Source organism: Bradyrhizobium sp. LB13.1 (assembly GCF_054056815.1).
Genome location: NZ_JBSRYQ010000001.1, coordinates 4,314,825 through 4,332,194 on the forward strand (window position 1 = coordinate 4,314,825; position 17,370 = coordinate 4,332,194).

At 64.5% G+C, this 17,370-nt stretch carries 12 protein-coding genes, 1 tRNA gene and 5 pseudogenes; 10 read left to right on the plus strand and 8 right to left on the minus strand.

Features of this window, described 5'->3' with window-relative positions; all coding sequences use genetic code 11:
- The first annotated feature begins 287 nt into the window (after positions 1–287).
- The 7 genes and pseudogenes from ACVWYI_RS20500 (at position 288) to ACVWYI_RS20530 (ending at position 7,754) form a co-directional block, all read left to right on the plus strand.
- Entirely contained in the window at positions 288–656 is a 369-nt protein-coding gene (locus ACVWYI_RS20500; RefSeq protein ID WP_247353421.1) for a hypothetical protein, read from the plus strand.
- A 133-nt stretch (positions 657–789) separates the two neighbouring features.
- Positions 790–864, plus strand: a tRNA-Asn gene (locus ACVWYI_RS20505).
- Between the two features lie 211 nt (positions 865–1,075).
- Positions 1,076–1,255, plus strand: coding sequence for a hypothetical protein (locus ACVWYI_RS20510; RefSeq protein ID WP_247353419.1), 180 nt, complete (start codon positions 1,076–1,078; stop codon positions 1,253–1,255).
- 134 nt (positions 1,256–1,389) lie between these two features.
- Positions 1,390–2,052 carry a protein-L-isoaspartate O-methyltransferase family protein gene (locus ACVWYI_RS20515; RefSeq protein ID WP_456650054.1) on the plus strand — a complete coding sequence of 221 codons (663 nt, stop codon included), beginning with the start codon at positions 1,390–1,392 and terminating at the stop codon, positions 2,050–2,052.
- A 214-nt stretch (positions 2,053–2,266) separates the two neighbouring features.
- Positions 2,267–3,653, plus strand: a pseudogene (locus ACVWYI_RS20520) (TolC family outer membrane protein).
- 305 nt (positions 3,654–3,958) lie between these two features.
- Positions 3,959–4,735, plus strand: coding sequence for a PopZ family protein (locus ACVWYI_RS20525; RefSeq protein WP_456650053.1), 777 nt, complete (start codon positions 3,959–3,961; stop codon positions 4,733–4,735).
- A gap of 141 nt (positions 4,736–4,876) precedes the next feature.
- Positions 4,877–7,754 (plus strand): annotated as a pseudogene (locus tag ACVWYI_RS20530) (valine--tRNA ligase).
- A gap of 2 nt (positions 7,755–7,756) precedes the next feature.
- Here the strand turns inward: ACVWYI_RS20530 and ACVWYI_RS20535 are convergent.
- The gene (locus ACVWYI_RS20535; RefSeq protein WP_456663024.1) at positions 7,757–8,359 is read right to left on the minus strand and encodes a DNA-3-methyladenine glycosylase; all 603 of its coding nucleotides are present in this window, start codon (positions 8,357–8,359) and stop codon (positions 7,757–7,759) included.
- A 130-nt stretch (positions 8,360–8,489) separates the two neighbouring features.
- Here ACVWYI_RS20535 and lipA point away from each other — a divergent pair.
- Positions 8,490–9,449: pseudogene (lipA, locus tag ACVWYI_RS20540) on the plus strand (lipoyl synthase).
- A gap of 6 nt (positions 9,450–9,455) precedes the next feature.
- Positions 9,456–9,926: a type II toxin-antitoxin system RatA family toxin gene (locus ACVWYI_RS20545; protein ID WP_456663025.1), complete on the plus strand. Its 471-nt coding sequence runs from the start codon at positions 9,456–9,458 to the stop codon at positions 9,924–9,926.
- Positions 9,927–9,944: 18 nt separating this feature from the next.
- On the opposite strand, the gene ACVWYI_RS20550 is transcribed toward ACVWYI_RS20545, so the two are convergent.
- The 6 genes and pseudogenes from ACVWYI_RS20550 to ACVWYI_RS20575 form a co-directional block, all read right to left on the minus strand.
- Positions 9,945–10,760: a c-type cytochrome gene (locus ACVWYI_RS20550; RefSeq protein WP_456663026.1), complete on the minus strand. Its 816-nt coding sequence runs from the start codon at positions 10,758–10,760 to the stop codon at positions 9,945–9,947.
- Positions 10,760–12,383, minus strand: a pseudogene (locus ACVWYI_RS20555) (b(o/a)3-type cytochrome-c oxidase subunit 1). The gene ACVWYI_RS20550 and the pseudogene ACVWYI_RS20555 overlap by 1 nt, the downstream one beginning before the upstream one ends.
- A pseudogene (locus ACVWYI_RS20560) lies at positions 12,370–12,946 on the minus strand (cytochrome C oxidase subunit II). Before ACVWYI_RS20560 ends, ACVWYI_RS20555 begins: the two co-directional pseudogenes overlap by 14 nt.
- The gene (locus ACVWYI_RS20565) at positions 12,943–13,119 is read right to left on the minus strand and encodes a hypothetical protein (RefSeq protein WP_354050583.1); all 177 of its coding nucleotides are present in this window, start codon (positions 13,117–13,119) and stop codon (positions 12,943–12,945) included. The pseudogene ACVWYI_RS20560 and the gene ACVWYI_RS20565 overlap by 4 nt, the downstream one beginning before the upstream one ends.
- 8 nt (positions 13,120–13,127) lie before the next feature.
- Positions 13,128–14,369 carry a c-type cytochrome gene (locus ACVWYI_RS20570; protein ID WP_456663027.1) on the minus strand — a complete coding sequence of 414 codons (1,242 nt, stop codon included), beginning with the start codon at positions 14,367–14,369 and terminating at the stop codon, positions 13,128–13,130.
- Between the two features lie 8 nt (positions 14,370–14,377).
- Entirely contained in the window at positions 14,378–15,085 is a 708-nt protein-coding gene (locus tag ACVWYI_RS20575) for a c-type cytochrome (protein WP_456663028.1), read from the minus strand.
- A gap of 889 nt (positions 15,086–15,974) precedes the next feature.
- Between ACVWYI_RS20575 and ACVWYI_RS20580 the strand changes: the two genes are divergently transcribed.
- Positions 15,975–16,754 carry a mechanosensitive ion channel family protein gene (locus ACVWYI_RS20580; RefSeq protein ID WP_354050579.1) on the plus strand — a complete coding sequence of 260 codons (780 nt, stop codon included), beginning with the start codon at positions 15,975–15,977 and terminating at the stop codon, positions 16,752–16,754.
- Positions 16,755–16,760: 6 nt separating this feature from the next.
- Here ACVWYI_RS20580 and ACVWYI_RS20585 read toward each other — a convergent pair whose 3' ends face one another.
- A complete protein-coding gene (locus ACVWYI_RS20585; RefSeq protein ID WP_456663029.1) occupies positions 16,761–17,369 on the minus strand; it encodes a CinA family protein in 609 nt (202 codons plus the stop codon).
- Position 17,370: the final 1 nt, after the last annotated feature.

Genomic DNA, 17,370 nt, shown 5'->3' on the forward strand with positions numbered 1-17,370 from the left:
ATCGTCACGAGCAACGGCGCCGCAGTGCCGGCGCCCACGCCGGAGAAAACAAACTCCGCCGATCTATGAATGCCGGTTCATTGCTGCGGAGAATTCGAATCGATAAGAACTGGCTCGTTGCGTGTCTCGCGTCGCGTAACGAGCCGGAGCGCGGATCGATAGATCGCGTCTTGAACCTTCCGATTGCGCCCCGGACCAATCCCTCAAGGCAACGCCATTGGTTGCCGCGGCGCCTGCGCCGATCGACGTCAGGCGCCGGAGCCCTGTTTCGATCGGGGGAATTTTATATGAAGTATTTTCTGTCTGCACTGATCGCGATCGGTCTATCGATTGCCGCCGCGCCGTCATTCGCGGCTGACGCCCGTAACGTCACCGTCGTCAACGAGACCGGCTATGCCATCAAATTCCTGGGCTTCAACGCCCCGGACGATGGCATGGACGAATGGGACAACGAGCTCGACAAGGTTTTGCAGAACCAGGCGAGCACCTATGTCGAGTTCGACGATGACGACGATGGTTGTGTCTGGAACGTCCGCGTCGACTGGCAGAACTATGACGAGACCGTGCTCTGGAAGAACGTCAACCTCTGCAAGTTCACGGCGCTTCGGCTGCGCTACGATTCCGGCACCAAGACCACCTCGTTCATTGCCGAGTAACTTGACCTGACATGGCCCGAGGAGGGGCCGCGTGCCCTTCCTCGCCGCAATGCGCAAGATCGCGAATTCGTCCTTTGCAAGCGCAAGCGGCTTTGTTATACGCAGCCGCGCGCGAACGACGAGTTCGCCCTTTTCCTCGGTAGCTCAGCGGTAGAGCATCCGACTGTTAATCGGATGGTCGCAGGTTCGAATCCTGCCCGGGGAGCCATTCCATCGCAAATTCAGTGGGTTATGTCCGCGCCTTCGCGCGATTCGTGATCGCGTTGCGACGATCGCTGAACACCGTTTCCTCGATCTCCGCGTGGAATCACGTTCAATCAGGTGTGTGCAATGGCACGGACGCGCCATCAGGGCGGCGCCAAATCGACTCAATTGGAACCGAGCTTCGCCAGTGCCGGATTTTTACGGAGCTGATTCCCATGCCAGACATCCAGGTCGACCGTTACCAAATGGCTCCCTCGATTCTGCCGGCAGACATCCCTGAACTCAGCGACGATGAATGCCTCGCCTGCCTGGCGCGTGCGGTCGAGACACACGATTCGGCGCGGCTGGACGAAGTCGCCGCATTGATCGGCCGGCTCGCGGTCACGATCGAATAAACCTCGCGTTAGACGTTGCGAGTTGCGGAAGGCCCGGTCTGCGGGGCCGACGGCCATGTTGCGTTTTTGCCGGGCATGTTCCAAAGATGCCGCAACTTTCGTCCGCGGCATCGTCCGCCTTGCAGGGTCCGCAAATGTCCGGTTTCTCCACCGCGCGCCTAAAAATGGTCGATGGCCAGGTGCGCACCAGTGATGTCACCGACCGTCGTGTTCTCGACGCCATGCTCATGATTCCGCGCGAGGCCTTCGTGCCGGTGGCCCGGCAGGCATTGTCCTACCTCGACCTCGATCTCGACGTCAGCGAGGGCGGCGCCAAGCGCTTCCTGATCAAGCCGCAGCTGACCGGCAAACTGCTCCAGGCCGCCGAGATCGGCGAGGGTGACAACGTGCTGGTCGTCGGTTGCGCCACGGGCTACCTCGCCGCGCTGACCACCAAGCTCGCCCGCCAGGTCACCGCGACGGAATGCGATTCGGCCTTGGCCGCGAAAGCCAAGGACACATTCGCCGCCCTCGGGCTTGCCAACGTCGCCTGCAAGGCTGCGGCCTGCAGCGAGGGCGATGCCGCTGCTGCTCCCTATGATGTTATCGTCCTCAACGGCGCCACCGAGGTGGCGCCGGCAGGGCTGCTCGGGCAGCTCAAGGAGGGGGGGCGACTGCTGGGGGTCTCTGCCGAATCCAGGCCGCCGCGCGCCATGATCGTGACCCATACCCACGGGGAATTTGGCCATCGGGCGCTGTTCGATGCCGCTGCCCCGGTCCTTCCGGGGCTGGAACGGGCCGCCGCCTTCGTCTTCTGACGGCCGTTTGGAGGCTTTGGCCTGTTAAAATCCCGTTCTGAATCAGAAGTGTGGCCGGGATGCTGCACGTGAAGAGTTTCCACCGGGAACTACCCTTGGGTAGTTCCGTCGCGCTTGACCGCGTCCTATGTTGCCACGGGGCAACGACTCCACTCGTAGACGGTAACCACGCTCGCGGGCACGAGCTTGGCGTTAGAATGAACGGAATTTTTGGATGCATGGGGTGAAGCTCTTCACCGGAGCTGCGGTTTCGGTCCTGTTGCTGGCGCTTGCCGGGCCGACGCCTGCCTTGGCGGATACGATCGAGGCTGCGCTGGTGCGCGCCTATCAGAACAATCCGCAGCTGAACGCACAGCGCGCCCAGGCGCGCTCGACCGACGAGAACGTGCCGCAGGCGCTGTCGGGCTACCGCCCCAAGGTCAATGTGACCCTCGGCACCGGTTATCAATATCAGGATACCCAACAATTGCAGAAGGGGGCGACGTTCAATGGCGTTCTTCAGCCCAACAGCGCCAGCCTGACCGTCAAACCAGACGCTCTACAACGGCAATCAGACTGCCAACAGGACGCGCGCGGCGGAGAGCCAGGTCTCGGGGTCCCGCGAGGCGTTGCGTGTGCTCGAGCAGACGGTCCTGCTGCAGGCCGCCACGAGCTACATGGACTTCCTGCGTGACTCGGCAACTCTCGAGGTTCAGCGCAGCAACGTTCGCGTGCTCGAACAGACGCTCAAGCAGACGCGCGATCGCTTCAATGTCGGCGAGGTGACGCGCACCGACGTGGCGCAATCCGAAGCGCAGCTGGCTGCCGGCAGGACCCAAGCCCTGACTGCCGAATCGAATCTCACGACGACGCGCGCGAATTTCCGCCGGATCATCGGAAACGATCCGACGAACCTTGCCCCGGGCTCGCCGGTCGATCGCTTCCTGCCCGCGAGCATCGCCTCCGCGGTCAATCTCAGCCTGGTGGAGAACCCCAGCGTCACGGCTGCGATGTACGGCATCGACGTCAACTATCTCCAGGTCAAGATCAACGAGGGTGCGCTGCTGCCGACGGTCACGGTCCAGGCTGGTGTCAGTACGGCGTACCAGCAGACCCTGTCGGTTTTTCGAACGAATACCGCGTCCGCCATCGCGACAGCTTCCATCCCGATCTATCAGGGCGGCGCGGAATATTCGCTGATCCGACAATCGAAAGAGAACCTGGCGCAGCAGCGCCTGAATCTCGAAACCACCCGCGATCAAACCCGCGCCAACGTTGTGCAGGCCTGGGGTCAGTTGGAAGCGGGCAAGGCGCAGGTGCAATCCGCGCAGGCGCAGGTCACGGCCTCCGAGATCGCGCTGAACGGCGTGCGCGAGGAAGCCAAGGCCGGCCAGCGCACCACGCTCGACGTGCTCAACGCGCAGCAGGCGCTTGTGAACGCGCGCGTTGCGCTCGTCACTGCCCAGCATGACCGCGTGGTGGCGTCCTATTCGGTGCTCAACGCGGTCGGTCGTCTCGCGCCTCAGGTGCTTGGCCTTGCGACCACGGTCTACGATCCCAGCGTGCACTACCAGCAGGTTCGCGATAGCTGGGCAGGCGTGCGCACGCCTGACGGACGCTAAAGTCCCGTAGTCATCCGGTCGGCCTCGCAAACAGCCGAGGCCGACCGGTGCTTTGCTTGCAATCATCAAAATCCCTGACATAGCCTTGCCAAGACGATGCGGGTCGATTCGCCCCGCACCTGATGTCGTGTGCGTAAAGCTTGAGTGCCACGGGCAGGGGCGCACCGCTGCACGTTGAGCCGTGAACTGGGGACAAGTCGGGCTGCCGCGTCGAAAACGGCGGGCCACCCATCCGGAACCGGCCAATCCTGTCGTGCTTGGTGTAAAACAACGCATGCGAGGGCGTTGATGATGTGGAGTCGGAAATGACGCAGCCTGCAAAGGTCACAGAACCCTCGATGGAGGAGATTCTGGCCTCGATCCGGCGCATCATTGCCGACGATGAGGCCAAGCCGCCGCAGGCTGATGCCGCCAAGCCCGAGAAAGCTGCCGCCCCCGCCGCGCCGCCGAAGCCGCAGGCGATCAACGACATTCCGCCATCCAAGGTCGCGCCGGCCAAACCGGCGGCCGAGAAGCCCGTACCGCCTCCGGCCGCAAAGCCGGCATCGGCGCCGCCCCCCGCCGCCGCCGCCGCGGATGCATCCAACAATCAGGACGATATCGACGCGCTGCTGGCGGGCCTCGACACGGCCACGGCTGCGCCAGAAATCCGCGCTCCCGAGCCGGAGCCCGAACCTGAGCCCGACGTGCTGGAATTGACCGACGATATGGCGATGGCGATGGAGCCGACGCCGCCTCCGCCGCCGCCGAGCTTCCGCAAGGTCGAGCCGCGCGACGACCTCGAATTCGCCGAATCGCCGCCGCCGCGTCCAACGCCGGCCTCCTATGCGCCCGTGGACTACGATGCGCCGCCAATGCCGCCCCAACAGCCGATCCTGGCGCAATCGACCGTCTCGGCGGTCGAATCCGCCTTCAATTCCCTGGCCCACACAGTGCTCAGCAGCAATGCGCGAACGCTGGAGGACCTGGTCAAGGAGATGCTGCGTCCGATGCTGAAGTCCTGGCTCGACGACAATTTGCCCGGTCTCGTAGAACGCATCGTGAAGGCCGAAATCGAGCGGGTATCGCGCGGCGGCAGGTAGATCGGGCCGCAGGGCCCTCGTAAAGCCCTGCTTGTGCGCCATATTCGGTCTCCCGACCGGACCGGAAAGCCCTGTTGCCGCCTGGCTTTCCTTTGAGCTTTCCGTTGACTTGGACCCCGCGCGCGGCTTTCTAGCAGCCCCATGATCGAGAAAAATTACCAACCCGCCGATATCGAAGCCCGCATGTCCGTCGTGTGGGAGGACAGCCTTGCCTTCAAGGCCGGCCGCCCCGACCGCCGTGACGCCGTGCCCTTTACCATCGTGATCCCGCCGCCGAACGTGACGGGCTCGCTGCACATGGGCCACGCCCTCAACAACACGCTCCAGGACATCCTGTGCCGCTTCGAGCGCATGCGTGGCCGTGACGTGCTGTGGCAGCCCGGCACCGACCATGCCGGCATCGCCACCCAGATGGTGGTCGAACGGCAGCTGATGGAGCGCCAGCAGCCCAGCCGCCGCGAGATCGGCCGCGAGAAGTTTCTGGAGCGGGTCTGGCAGTGGAAGGCCGAGAGCGGCGACACCATCATCAACCAGCTCAAGCGGCTCGGCGCCTCCTGCGACTGGTCGCGCGAACGCTTCACCATGGACGAGGGCCTGTCCAAGGCCGTGGTCAAGGTGTTCGTCGATCTGCACCGCGATGGCCTGATCTACAAGGACAAGCGGCTGGTGAACTGGGACACCAAGCTGCTCACCGCGATCTCCGATCTCGAAGTGCAGCAGACCGAGGTCAAGGGCAGCCTCTGGTACCTGCGCTATCCGATCGAGGGCAAGATTTTCAGCCCCGAAGATCCCTCGAGCTTCATCGTCGTTGCCACCACGCGCCCGGAGACCATGCTGGGCGACACCGGCGTGGCCGTGCATCCCGACGACGAGCGCTATCAGAAGCTCGTCGGCAAGCACATCGTCCTGCCGCTGGTCGGCCGCAAGGTGCAGATTGTAGCCGATGACTATTCCGATCCGGAGAAGGGCTCGGGCGCGGTCAAGGTGACGCCGGCGCATGACTTCAACGATTTTGACGTCGGCAATCGACACGGTCTGCGCCGCATCAGCGTGCTCGACAAGGAAGGCTGCCTCGATCTCCTCGACAACGAGGATTATCTGCGCGACCTGCCGGAAGGCGCCGCGCATTTCGCCGAAGAGTTTCACAAGGTCGATCGCTTCGCTGCGCGCAAGCGCATCGTCGAGCGGCTGGACTCGTTCGGCTTCGTCGAGCGGATCGAGCCGCACACCAACATGGTGCCGCATGGCGATCGCTCCGGCACCGTGATCGAGCCGTACCTGACCGACCAATGGTACGTCGACGCCAAGACACTCGCAAAACCCGCGATGGCGGCGGTGCGTTCGGGCGAAACCACCTTCGTGCCGAAGAACTGGGAAAAGACCTATTTCGAATGGATGGAGAACATCCAGCCCTGGTGCATCTCGCGCCAGTTGTGGTGGGGCCATCAGATCCCGGCCTGGTACGGCCCTGACGGCAAGGTGTTCGTCGCCGAGACCGAGGAAGAGGCCGTCAGCCACGCGCTGGGCTATTACGTCGAGCAGGAAGTCATCACGGTCGAGCAGGGCCGCGAGATGGCGCTCGACCGCAACAAGCGAGACGGCTTCATCACGCGCGACGAGGACGTGCTCGACACCTGGTTCTCCTCGGCGCTGTGGCCGTTTTCGACGCTCGGCTGGCCCGAAGACGCGCCGGAAGTGCAGCGCTACTATCCCACCAACGTGCTGGTGACCGGCTTCGACATCATCTTCTTCTGGGTCGCCCGCATGATGATGATGGGCCTGCACTTCATGAAGGAGGTGCCGTTCTCGACGATCTACATCCACGCCCTCGTCCGCGACGAGAAGTGGCGCCAAGATGTCGAAGTCGAAGGGCAACGTCATCGATCCGCTCAATTTGATCGACGAATATGGCGCGGACGCGCTTCGCTTCACGCTGGCCGCGATGGCCGCGCAGGGACGCGACATCAAGCTCGCCACCAGCCGTGTCGAGGGCTACCGCAATTTCGCGACAAAGCTCTGGAATGCGTCCCGCTTCGCGGAGATGAACCACTGCGCCGTGCCCGAGGGTTTCGAACCGGCGAAGGTCAAGGAGACGCTGAACCGCTGGATCGCGCATGAGAGCGCGCACACCACGCGCGAGGTGACCGAGGCGATCGAGGCCTATCGCTTCAACGATGCCGCAGGCAGCATCTACCGCTTCGTCTGGAACGTCTATTGCGACTGGTATGTCGAGCTCGCAAAACCCGTGCTGCTCGGTCTCGACGGCCCGGCCAAGGCCGAGACCCGCGCCATGGTGGCATGGGCGCGCGATGAGATCCTGAAACTGCTGCACCCGTTCATGCCCTTCATCACCGAGGAGTTGTGGGAGGTGACTGCCAAGCGCGACGGTCTGCTCGCGCTGGCACCATGGCCGCTGAAGCCGTCCGCACCGACGCCGGAGCAGCTTGCGATGCTTGCGGCAACGACGGGGCCGACCGATGCGCTCGTCTCTCCGGCCTGGGTGCTGCCGATCTTCGACCATGCCGACTTCACCGATCCCGCGGCCGAGGCTGAGATCGGCTGGGTGATCGACCTCGTCACCCAGATCCGTTCGGTGCGCGCCGAGATGAACATCGCGCCGGCGACTCTGACGGCGCTGGTGCTCGCAGGCGCGTCGACCGAGACGAAGGAGCGCGCGCCTCGCTGGAGCGACGTCATCAAACGCATGGCGCGCCTGTCCGACATCTCCTTCGCCGACCGCGCGCCCGACGGCGCGGTTCAGCTGCTGGTGCGCGGCGAGGTGGCCGCGCTGCCGCTCAAGGGCGTGATCGACGTCACCGCCGAACGTACGCGCCTCGACAAGGAGATCGCGAAAGCCGACGCCGACATCAAGCGCGCCGAGTCCAAGCTGACCAACGAGAAATTCGTCGCCAACGCGGCCGAGGAAGTCGTCGAGGAAGAGCGCGAGAAGCGGGAGGCCGCGCTCGCTCGCAGGGCCAAGCTGCTGGAGGCGCTGGAGCGGCTGAAGCTGGCCTCGTAGCCCTATTTCGGGAACGGCTTGCTCAGAAACTTCGATCCCCTGACGCCATAGCGCCAGGGCAGCTCGACGGCCTTGGTGATGCCGATCCGGATTCCGGCCACCACCTCCAAATCCCCCGTCCGCGCATGCAACGCGATCGGGGGACGGTCCAGCGGCAGGGCGTTGTGCGCGATGGTGATGCCGAGCGCTTCGGTCAGCTTGCCCGGGCCCGAGCACAGCGTGTGCACATCGACCGCATGGCGGCGGCGGCGCATCGTCGCCAAGCCGTGCGTGGGCTCCAGCGCGCGGATCAGCACGGCAGCGGCCGAGCCTTCGTCCTCGCAGACGAAGTTCACGCACCAATGGATGCCGTAGGAGCGGTAGACATAGGCAAAACCGGGCGGGCCGAACATCACCTGGTTCCGCGGCGTCGGTCCGTTGTAGGAATGCGCCGCCGGCTCGGTATGATGATAGGCCTCGACCTCGACGATGATCCCGCCGACGCCGTCGACCAGCATGGTCGCACCGATCAGGTCGCGCGCGACCTCGCGGACGTTGCGGTCGAAGAAGGCGCGCTTCAGCGGCTTGCCGAGCCGCGGTGTAGAGGCTTTCGAGGTTGGAGCCATTCGAGGTGAGAATCGCCTGAGAACAGAGCAGGATAATGCCCATATCTGCCATGTTCCCTGAAGCAGGGCGAGCCGGGTTGCGATGCCCGGCGAGACCGACTAGGTAGGACCTGAACAGACCGGACACCCCATGGTCGTTATTGTCGATACCATCTCGAACCCGCTGCGCCCGCGTCACCCCGAAAAGGTGAACCGGCCCGATTCCGCTTCGCCGCCGAAGCCCGGACTGGATCCGCGTGCGCGCGCCCAATACCCGTGGCTATGCCGACACCCGCAACATCGTACGCGCCAACGGCCTGCATACGGTGTGCGAGGAAGCGGGCTGCCCGAATATCGGCGAGTGCTGGGACAAGAAGCACGCGACCTTCATGATCATGGGTGACACCTGCACCCGCGCGTGCGCCTTCTGCAACGTCAAGACCGGCATGCCGAACGCGCTCGACGCGACCGAGCCGCAGAACGTCGGCGAGGCCGTGGCCAAGCTCGGCCTTGCCCATGTCGTCATCACCTCCGTCGACCGCGACGATCTCACTGATGGCGGCGCCGAGCATTTTGCCCAGACCATCCGCGCGATCCGCGCCGCGTGCCCCTCGACCACGATCGAGATCCTCACACCTGATTTCCTGCGCAAGGAGGGGGCGCTGGAGGTCGTCGTCGCGGCGAAGCCCGACGTGTTCAACCACAATCTCGAGACCGTGCCGTCGTGCTATCTCACGGTACGGCCGCCGGCGCGCGCTATTTCCATTCGATCCGGCTGCTGCAGCGGGTCAAGGAGCTCGATCCCACCATCTTCACCAAGTCCGGCATCATGGTCGGCCTCGGGGAAGAGCGCCACGAGGTGCAGCAGGTGATGGACGATCTGCGTTCCGCCGATGTCGATTTCCTGACCATCGGGCAATATCTCCAACCGACCCGCAAGCATCACGCCGTGATGCGCTACGTGCCGCCGGACGAGTTTTCGTCCTACGAGAAGGTCGCCTACACCAAGGGCTTCCTGATGGTCTCGGCGAGCCCGCTCACCCGTTCGTCGCATCATGCCGGCGAGGATTTTACGAAACTGAAGGCCGCACGGGCAGCAAGCGCCCGCTGAACCGCCATGCCCAAATTTTCGAGCAAGCGCCGTGTCGATCACAGCGCGTCCGAGATGTTTGATCTGGTCGCCGACGTCGAGCGCTACCCGGAATTCGTGCCGCTGTGCAGCGCGCTGAAGGTCCGTCAGCGCATCGCGAAACCCGACGGCACCGAGGTGCTGGTCGCCGACATGACGGTGTCGTTCAAGCTGGTCAAGGAGACCTTCACCAGCCGCGTGACGCTCGACCGCGCCAATTTAAAGATCCTGGTCGAATATCTGCAAGGTCCTTTCAGCAATCTGGAAAACCGCTGGACGTTCGAGCCCAAGGGTGAGGGCGTCTGCGATGTCGGTTTCTTCCTCGCCTACGAATTCAGGAGCCGCATGCTGGCGCTGCTGATGGGCTCGATGTTCGACGCCGCGTTCGCGCGGTTCTCCCTCGCGTTCGAGAAGCGTGCGGACGCGATCTACGGACGGCGGAAGCTGGCATCGTCGTAGGGGTACGAACTCCTCGCTTCAATCCACCGCCTTCACCACATCCGGCGGCTGCGAGGCGTAATACGCTGCGGCCTGCTCGATCTCCTGCGGCGTCATCGCACGCGCAATGTTGCGCATCTGCTGGCTGATGTCGTTGCGGCGCTCGCCGGACGCGAAGGCCTGGAGTTGCACTTTCAGATAGGCCTCGGACTGGCCTTCCAGCCACGGGCTGCCGGTCTTGTTGTCGAGGCTGCCATGGCAGGCGCCGCAGGGCGCGATGCCGCGCATCGGCGCACCGTAGATGACGATATTGGGTTTTGGGAGCTGCGGAGTCGGGTGATAGGCCGGCAGCCGCGGCAGATAGGCGTAATAGTTCGAGAGATCGGCGATCTCCTGGTCCGTCAGATTGACGGCAAACGGCGACATCACGGCATTGGTGCGCGCGCCGGAGCGGAAATCGTGCAGCTCCTTGTAGATCACGGCAGCATACTGGCCGGCGAGATTAGGCGAGTCCGCACGGCTGATGCCGGATGGGCCATGACAGATCGCGCAGCGCTGCGCCAGCGTGGCGCCGTGGCCGATCGCTTCCTGGCTCGGCCGTGACAGCGTGCGCGAGGTGAGCACGACCTCCGACAACGGCTTGGTCTGCCCCGGCGTCGTCACGCTGGCGGCGCGCTGCGGTACGCCCGCGGCGCTGCAGATCGCATCCCAGACGCTGGCGAACTGAACCCAGGGCTGTGCGAAGGGCAGCACGATAAAGCCGGTGACAACAGTCACGATCAGCATGCCGGCGACGACGCCGACGCCTGTCGTGAAGTGGCGATTGCGGAACGTGAAGACGTCGCGCGCACCCATCACTGCGCTCCCACATAGACGGCCGGCACCGACGTGCCTTCGGTCAGCGCCAGCGTCAGGATCGGGTAACCGTAATTGGTCAGGGTGAGCACGATCATCAGCGCCACCCACAGCGCGTGCGTGTTGAGCGCGACCGGGACCGTCGTGGACTGGTGCACGGCCAGCGCAAAGCGATATGGACCGGCATCGACCTGCGGCGCACGCATGCCGCGGGCCAGAATGACCAGGCACAGGATGCCCGACGCCAGCAGGATGAAGCCGCCAATCACGGAGAGGGTGACCGAGAGCGCCTGCGGCGCGATCGCGGGATCGCCGAAGTCGAAATAGGCCATGCGGCGCGGCATGCCCAAGATACCGACCCAGTGCCAGGGGAAAGTCGTGACGATCATGCCGATGAACCACAGCCATAGCTGGGTGCGGATCAGGCGGACGTCGATCAGCTCTCGCCCGGTCAGATGCGGCCACAGATCATAGGCGATCGCAAAATACATGATCACGATGGCGCCGCCGAAGATCAGGTGGAAATGGCCGGTGATCCACTGCGTGTTGTGGATCGACGCATCGAGCTGGTAGCTCATGTTGATGAGGCCGCCGGCACCGCCGAAACCGAGCATGACAAAGGAGAAGGCAAGCGCCAGCATCATCGGGTTGTCCCAGGGCAGGGCCCTGATCCAGCCGAACATGCCGCGGCCGCCACGCAGGCGCGCGGCGATCTCGACCGACGCGCAGATGGTGAACACGGTCAGCAGCGTCGGAAGCGCCACCAGCGCGGTGAAGGCCGAATGGATGAACTTGAAGCCGGCGCCGACCTGCGGATCGGCGAAGGTGTGGTGCATGCCGATCGGCATCGCGACCACCAGGAACAGGATGAAGGAGATCCGCGCCATGCTGTCGGAATAGACCCGGCCGCCGATCGCGCGCGGCACGATGGTGTAATAGGCGATGTAGGTCGGCATCAGCCAGAAATAGACGATGGCGTGCAGCGTCCAGGAGAAGAACACGCGGGCTAGACCGGCGTCGATGGTGGCCTTCAGCCCGGCCGCAACCGGAATGATCTGGAGCAATAGCTCGAGCGCAGCACCGATCGCGGTCCAGGCCCACAAGTAAGAGCCCGCGACGTTGGCGAACATCGCCAGCGGCACCGGCGCGCCGGGATGGGCCTTCCGCCAGACGCGCAGATTGATCGACATCAGCGCGACCCAGATCCACGAGCCGACCACGACCAGCACGACGCCGAGATAGTAGAACACGTTGCCAATCAGCGGCGGATAGAACGTATAGAGGACGGAGGCGCGGCCAAGCCCGACCGGGGACCATCGCCATGATCGCACCGACCACGATCAGCCAGAACCCGGCCCACGCCCAGCGGACGCCGACCAGCCGCTGCTCCAGCGCGGACTCGCTGATGGCATAGCCGAAACCCATCGCGACCAGGGTCGGGAAGACGTAGCCCATCACCGTGCCGTGCGCGGTCAGCGAGCGGTAATAGAGCTCGGGATTGGACAGCCAGGTGCCGATCGGGCTGCGGATGAACATCTGCCAGGCGCCGAGCGTCAGCGCGATGCCGAACACGGCGAAGGCCAGCCAAAAATGGGCGAGGATGAGCTTTCTATTGACCAACACAGCTCAGCCTCCCGCCACCCTTCGCGCGTTCAGCGAATTCGGTCTTGTCGATCACCTTGACCTTGCCCCACATGCCCTCGTGGCCGAAGGAGCAAAATTCCTGGCAGGGCATCAGATAGTCGCCGGCCTTGGTAAAGCGCATGAGCTGCTCGGAGATGTAGCCCGGCACCAGCATGGTGTTGACGTTTGGTGCCCTGGATCAGAATGCCGTGGACGACGTCCGCGCTGGTGGCGCGCAGCGTGATCGGCGTGTCCACGGGCACCAAGATGCAGGCCGGCGTGAATGAATATTGCTGCCCGATCGCGCGCACGGTCACATTGCCGTTCGCCTCGAGCACGCTGCCGAGATTGCTCTCGACGAATTCGCCTGAGAGGTGCAGTCGCGACGGATCGGTGGTCTCGACGCGCGGCTGCGGCATGGTCGCGCGATGGATGCCGGCGAACGCCGCCAGCAGCGCCATCATCACGATGATGATCACGGCGACGATGGTCCAGCGCCGCTCGACGCGGGCCGCGACCTCGGCGCTGGCGCTGCCGTTGCTGTGGGTTTGCTCTGCGTTCATTGCAGCGACCCGCGCGGCAGGAAGACGAACAGATAGAAGGCGAGCCACATCGCAACCACGCAGGCCGTGGCGATGCCGGCGATCACGATCGCACCCGACGGTCCCTGGGCAACGACCTCCTCGATGGCTTGTTCGGCGGCGGCTGGGCTGGTCGGCGGATCGGAATTGAACATGGCGGCCCTCAGTTCAGCGGTGCCGAGCGCAGCTCGTTGGCCTCGCGCGCCGAGACCGGCGTGCCGCGATTGCCCCAGGCGGTGCGGATGTAGGAGACGACGGCGGCGACCTCATTGTCGGAGAGGAGGCCGGCGAAGGGCGGCATGCCGTAGGGCATCGGATTGCCCTTGGTGCCCGGCGGATAGCCGCCATTGAGCACCATGCGGATCGGATTGACCGCCGACTGCATCTCGATCGACTGGTTATTGGCGAGCGGCGGCCAATGAGGCGGCTTGCCTTCGCCCTGCGCGCCATGACAGCTCGCGCAGTTCTTGTCGTAGACGGGTTTGCCGAGGCTGACCAAGAGGCTGCTCTCGGTGGTCGGCAGTGCCGAACTCGCGGCCGGCGGAGGCGAGGGCTCCGCGATGCCCTTGAGGTATACCGCCATTGCCCTGGTGTCCTCGTCGTTGAGGTATTGCAGGCTGTTATGCACGACCTCGGCCATCGGGCCGTAGACCACGCCCCGCATGGAGACACCGGTCTGGAGCAGATCGGTGATGTCCTTGATGCTCCAGTCGCCGAGCCCCGCCTCGCGGTTGTTGGTGAGAGACGGCGCGTACCAGTTCTGCATCGGGATCAAGCCGCCCTTGAAGGTGTCCGCTTGCGAGGTGCCGCCGAGCGCATTGATCGGCGAATGGCACATGGCGCAATGACCGAGACCCTCGACCAGATAGGCGCCGCGATTCCATTCCACCGACTTGGTCGCATTGGGCTTGAACTCGCCTTCGCGGAAGTACAGCGTACGCCACCCGAGAATGAGCTGGCGGTTGTCATAGGGGAAGCGCAGCTCGTGCGGCTTGTTCTTCTGGTTCACCGGCGCGATCGAACGCAGATAGGCGAAGATCGCGTCGCTGTCGGCACGCGTGACCTTGGTGTAGGAGGCGAACGGCATCGCCGGATAGATCAGCCCGCCATCCGGGAAACGGCCATTGTGCATGGTCTTGTAGAAGTCGTCGGCGCTCCACTTGCCGATACCGGTATCCGCGTCCGGCGTGATGTTGGAGGTGTAGATGGTGCCGAACGGGGTCGGCATGGCGTGGCCGCCGGCGAACAGGCGGCCTTCCGGCGCAGTATGGCAGGCGGTGCAGTCGCCGGCGCGGGCAAGATACTCGCCGCGTGCAACGACATCGCTGCTCTTGTCCTGCGCCTGCGCGACCGTGGTGAAGGTGGCGAGAGCGAGCAGCGTGATCCAGAATTTCGAGCCCATCATCCGCCTCGTCAGTTGGGCTGGCTACCGCAGCCGAACGGCAGCGCGTAGGTGCCTTTCGGCACGGGGACCGGGTTTGCAGGCGCCGGCCGCGTCGCGAGCCAGGCCGCGACGGCGGTGACGTCTGCCTCGGTCAGATGACCGGCGACGAGCTGCATGCAGTCGGGTGCCTTCGCGGTGCGGGTGCCGTAACGCCAGGCGCCGAGCTGGGCACTGACATAGGCCGCGCGCAAGCCGAGCAGGCCGGGGATACCCGGCTGCATGCCCGTGAGACCCGAGCCATGGCAGCTCACGCAGGCCGGAATGCCGCGGTCCGCATCGCCGCTGGTGGCGAGCATCTCGCCCTGGGCCAGGACGTCCTTGCTGACCTCACTCGGTGCCGGCTGCGGCAGCGGCGGGTGCTCGCTGGCAAAATATTCCGCCATTGCCTTCAGATAAGGATCGGGCAGAAACTCCAGCAGATAGTTCATCGGCGGATATTTGCGCCGGCCGCTGCGGAAGGCGAGCAGCTGGTTGTAGAGATAACCGGCCGGCTTGCCGGCAAGCCGCGGGAAATAAACGTCGCTGGTGCCTTCGCCCTTGTTGCCGTGACAGGGCGTGCACGCCTCCACCCGCGCCGCCATGGTATCCGGCGGCTGGTTGGCCGTTTGTGCGGCCGCGCCATGAATAGCGGCGAAGGCGGCAATGGCGATTGCCAGGGCAGTACCGCGAGCGAACACTCTCGCCGCCCTCCAGGAGGCTTGGCCGGGTTGATTCCCGGTCACAACGTAGCGCGGCATTATTGCGCCAATATAGCCGCGCGCAAGATGGCAGGGAGCGATGACGTTTGGTCGCGGATGCAGATTTGCGATCCCGATCGGTTTCGACAAAATTTGCGTGCATTTTGACAAGCAAACACAGGTTTGCAGTCTCGCGACGTTTCTCGCCCGAGGTTTGCTTTTTGCCGTGGCCCTCAGGTATCGGAGGGCACAGGGAAGACCGGGTGCCGGCTGGCACCCACGGTTCACTGTGCGAAGGTTGCGCTACAAGAATCTGCACAGCGGCATACAGGTGAAGCCCAACAACCGGCCTTCCCTGCGCAGTGGTTTTACGGCTTATGCCGAGCTCTCCCCGGGGAGCGATGCACTATTGCCCCCGTCGCCTTGCGGATGGCTGATGCGCGTGCCCGGTCGGGCAACCCACATCACCACAAGACTTGACGCACAGACCCCGGGCGTCAGGACGACACGGTTTTGCCGTACGCAGACCGCACCGGTCGTGTGCGCGACGCCCTCGCTCACGGTTTCCCGCCCTGCGAGGCCCTACGCGCCGATGCTGCCTGCGTCCACCACAACTCATCCCGCGTTTCGTGACGATCGCGATACGCCCCTCTGACAGGGATGAGGTGGCGGGACGATGCGACAAATCAGAATTTCTGTAAAGACGAATATTTTGAGGTGAGCCGATTGACCCGCTGATTGTGTGTTTTGCCCGTCGGGCACCACAACGGATCGTGGCCCGCGGATTGCGCTTCTCCGTCCGCGCTACGGGATTTGTGTTCCCTCCGCGGCAAGGGGATCATTTCGCGCCGCCACGAGTTCTCTTCGGATTGCCCCCGGGTGAGAGCTCATGACCATCAATTTCGACACGCTGAAAGCATCGCTGGTTCTGTACGGGCTGAATGCGATCTACGCGATCCTGCTGCTCGCTGTGGGCTGGTATCTGTCCGGCGCGATGCAGCGCTTCGTCACGCGCGTCCTCAACGTCGCGCATCGGGTCGATCCGCTCGTGACCTTGTTCGTCTCGAGCGTCACGCGCTACGGCGTGCTGGCTGTGGTCGGCATCGCCGTGCTTCAGCTGTTCGGCATCCAGACCGCGAGCCTCGTTGCCGTATTGGGCGCGACATCACTCGCCATTGGTCTCGCGTTACAGGGCACGCTCTCCAATCTCGCCGCCGGCGTGATGCTGCTGTTGTTCCGGCCCTTCCACATCGGTGATGACGTCGAGGTCGCCGGCAAGGCTGGAAAGGTGAAGTCGCTGTCGCTGTTCATGACGGAACTGGTTGCGCCTGACAACACGCAGATCCTGTTGCCGAACGGGCAGGTGTGGGGCGCAGCCATCGTCAACCACAGCGCCTATCCCGGCACCGGCGAGGTCAAGGTGGCGTTTCCGGTCCCGGCAGGCGCCGCCAATGCGCTAGCGGACCGGATCCTGAAGGAGTTGCGCAACGACTCCCGCATCGACGATCAGGCAGAGCCTGCCGTCCGCGTCTCCAAGGTCGTCGACGTCGCCAATCCGGCAGCGCCGATCCTGGAATTGACGGTCAGCGCAAAGGCGAAGCCGTCTGAAGCCGATGCGGTGAAGCAGTGCGTGCTCGACCATGCGAGTGCGCTGCTCGCGGCTGCGTGAGGGGTCTCACCCCCGCGGCGACCGCGGAGTCCTGCGCTTCGCGGCGTGCCGGCGCGGCGAGCGTGTCACGCGAGGGCGCAGGCGGGTTACCGCGGCTTCACGGCGCGGCTTGGCTTGAACTGGGCCGCGGGCGAGGTCCATCAGCATGCGCAGCGCCTCGACCACCGAGCGCTGGCGCACTGCGGTGCGGCCTATCGCACCGAAGCGATGCTCGCGGTGGACAATGCGGCCGTCGCGCGCGGCGACGGCGAAATGGACGAGGCCGACCGGCTTGCCGGGCGTGGCGCCGCCGGGGCCGGCAATGCCGGTGATGGCGACCGCGAGATCGACGGCGGCGCGTTCCAGCGCACCGACTGCCATTGCAGTCGCGGTCTCCTTGCTGACGGCGCCGAAATTGGTGAGCGTACTCGCCTCGACCCCCAGCATCGCGCGCTTGGCGTCGTTGGAATAAGTGACGAAGCCGCGATCGATGACGTCGGACGAGCCGGGGATATCGGTCAGTGCGCCGGCGACCAGGCCGCCGGTGCAGGACTCGGCCGTCGCGATCGTCAGCTTGCGCATCCGGCATAGATCGAGCAGCGAGCGGGAGAGGGCGCGTGCGTCGCTGCTGCCCATG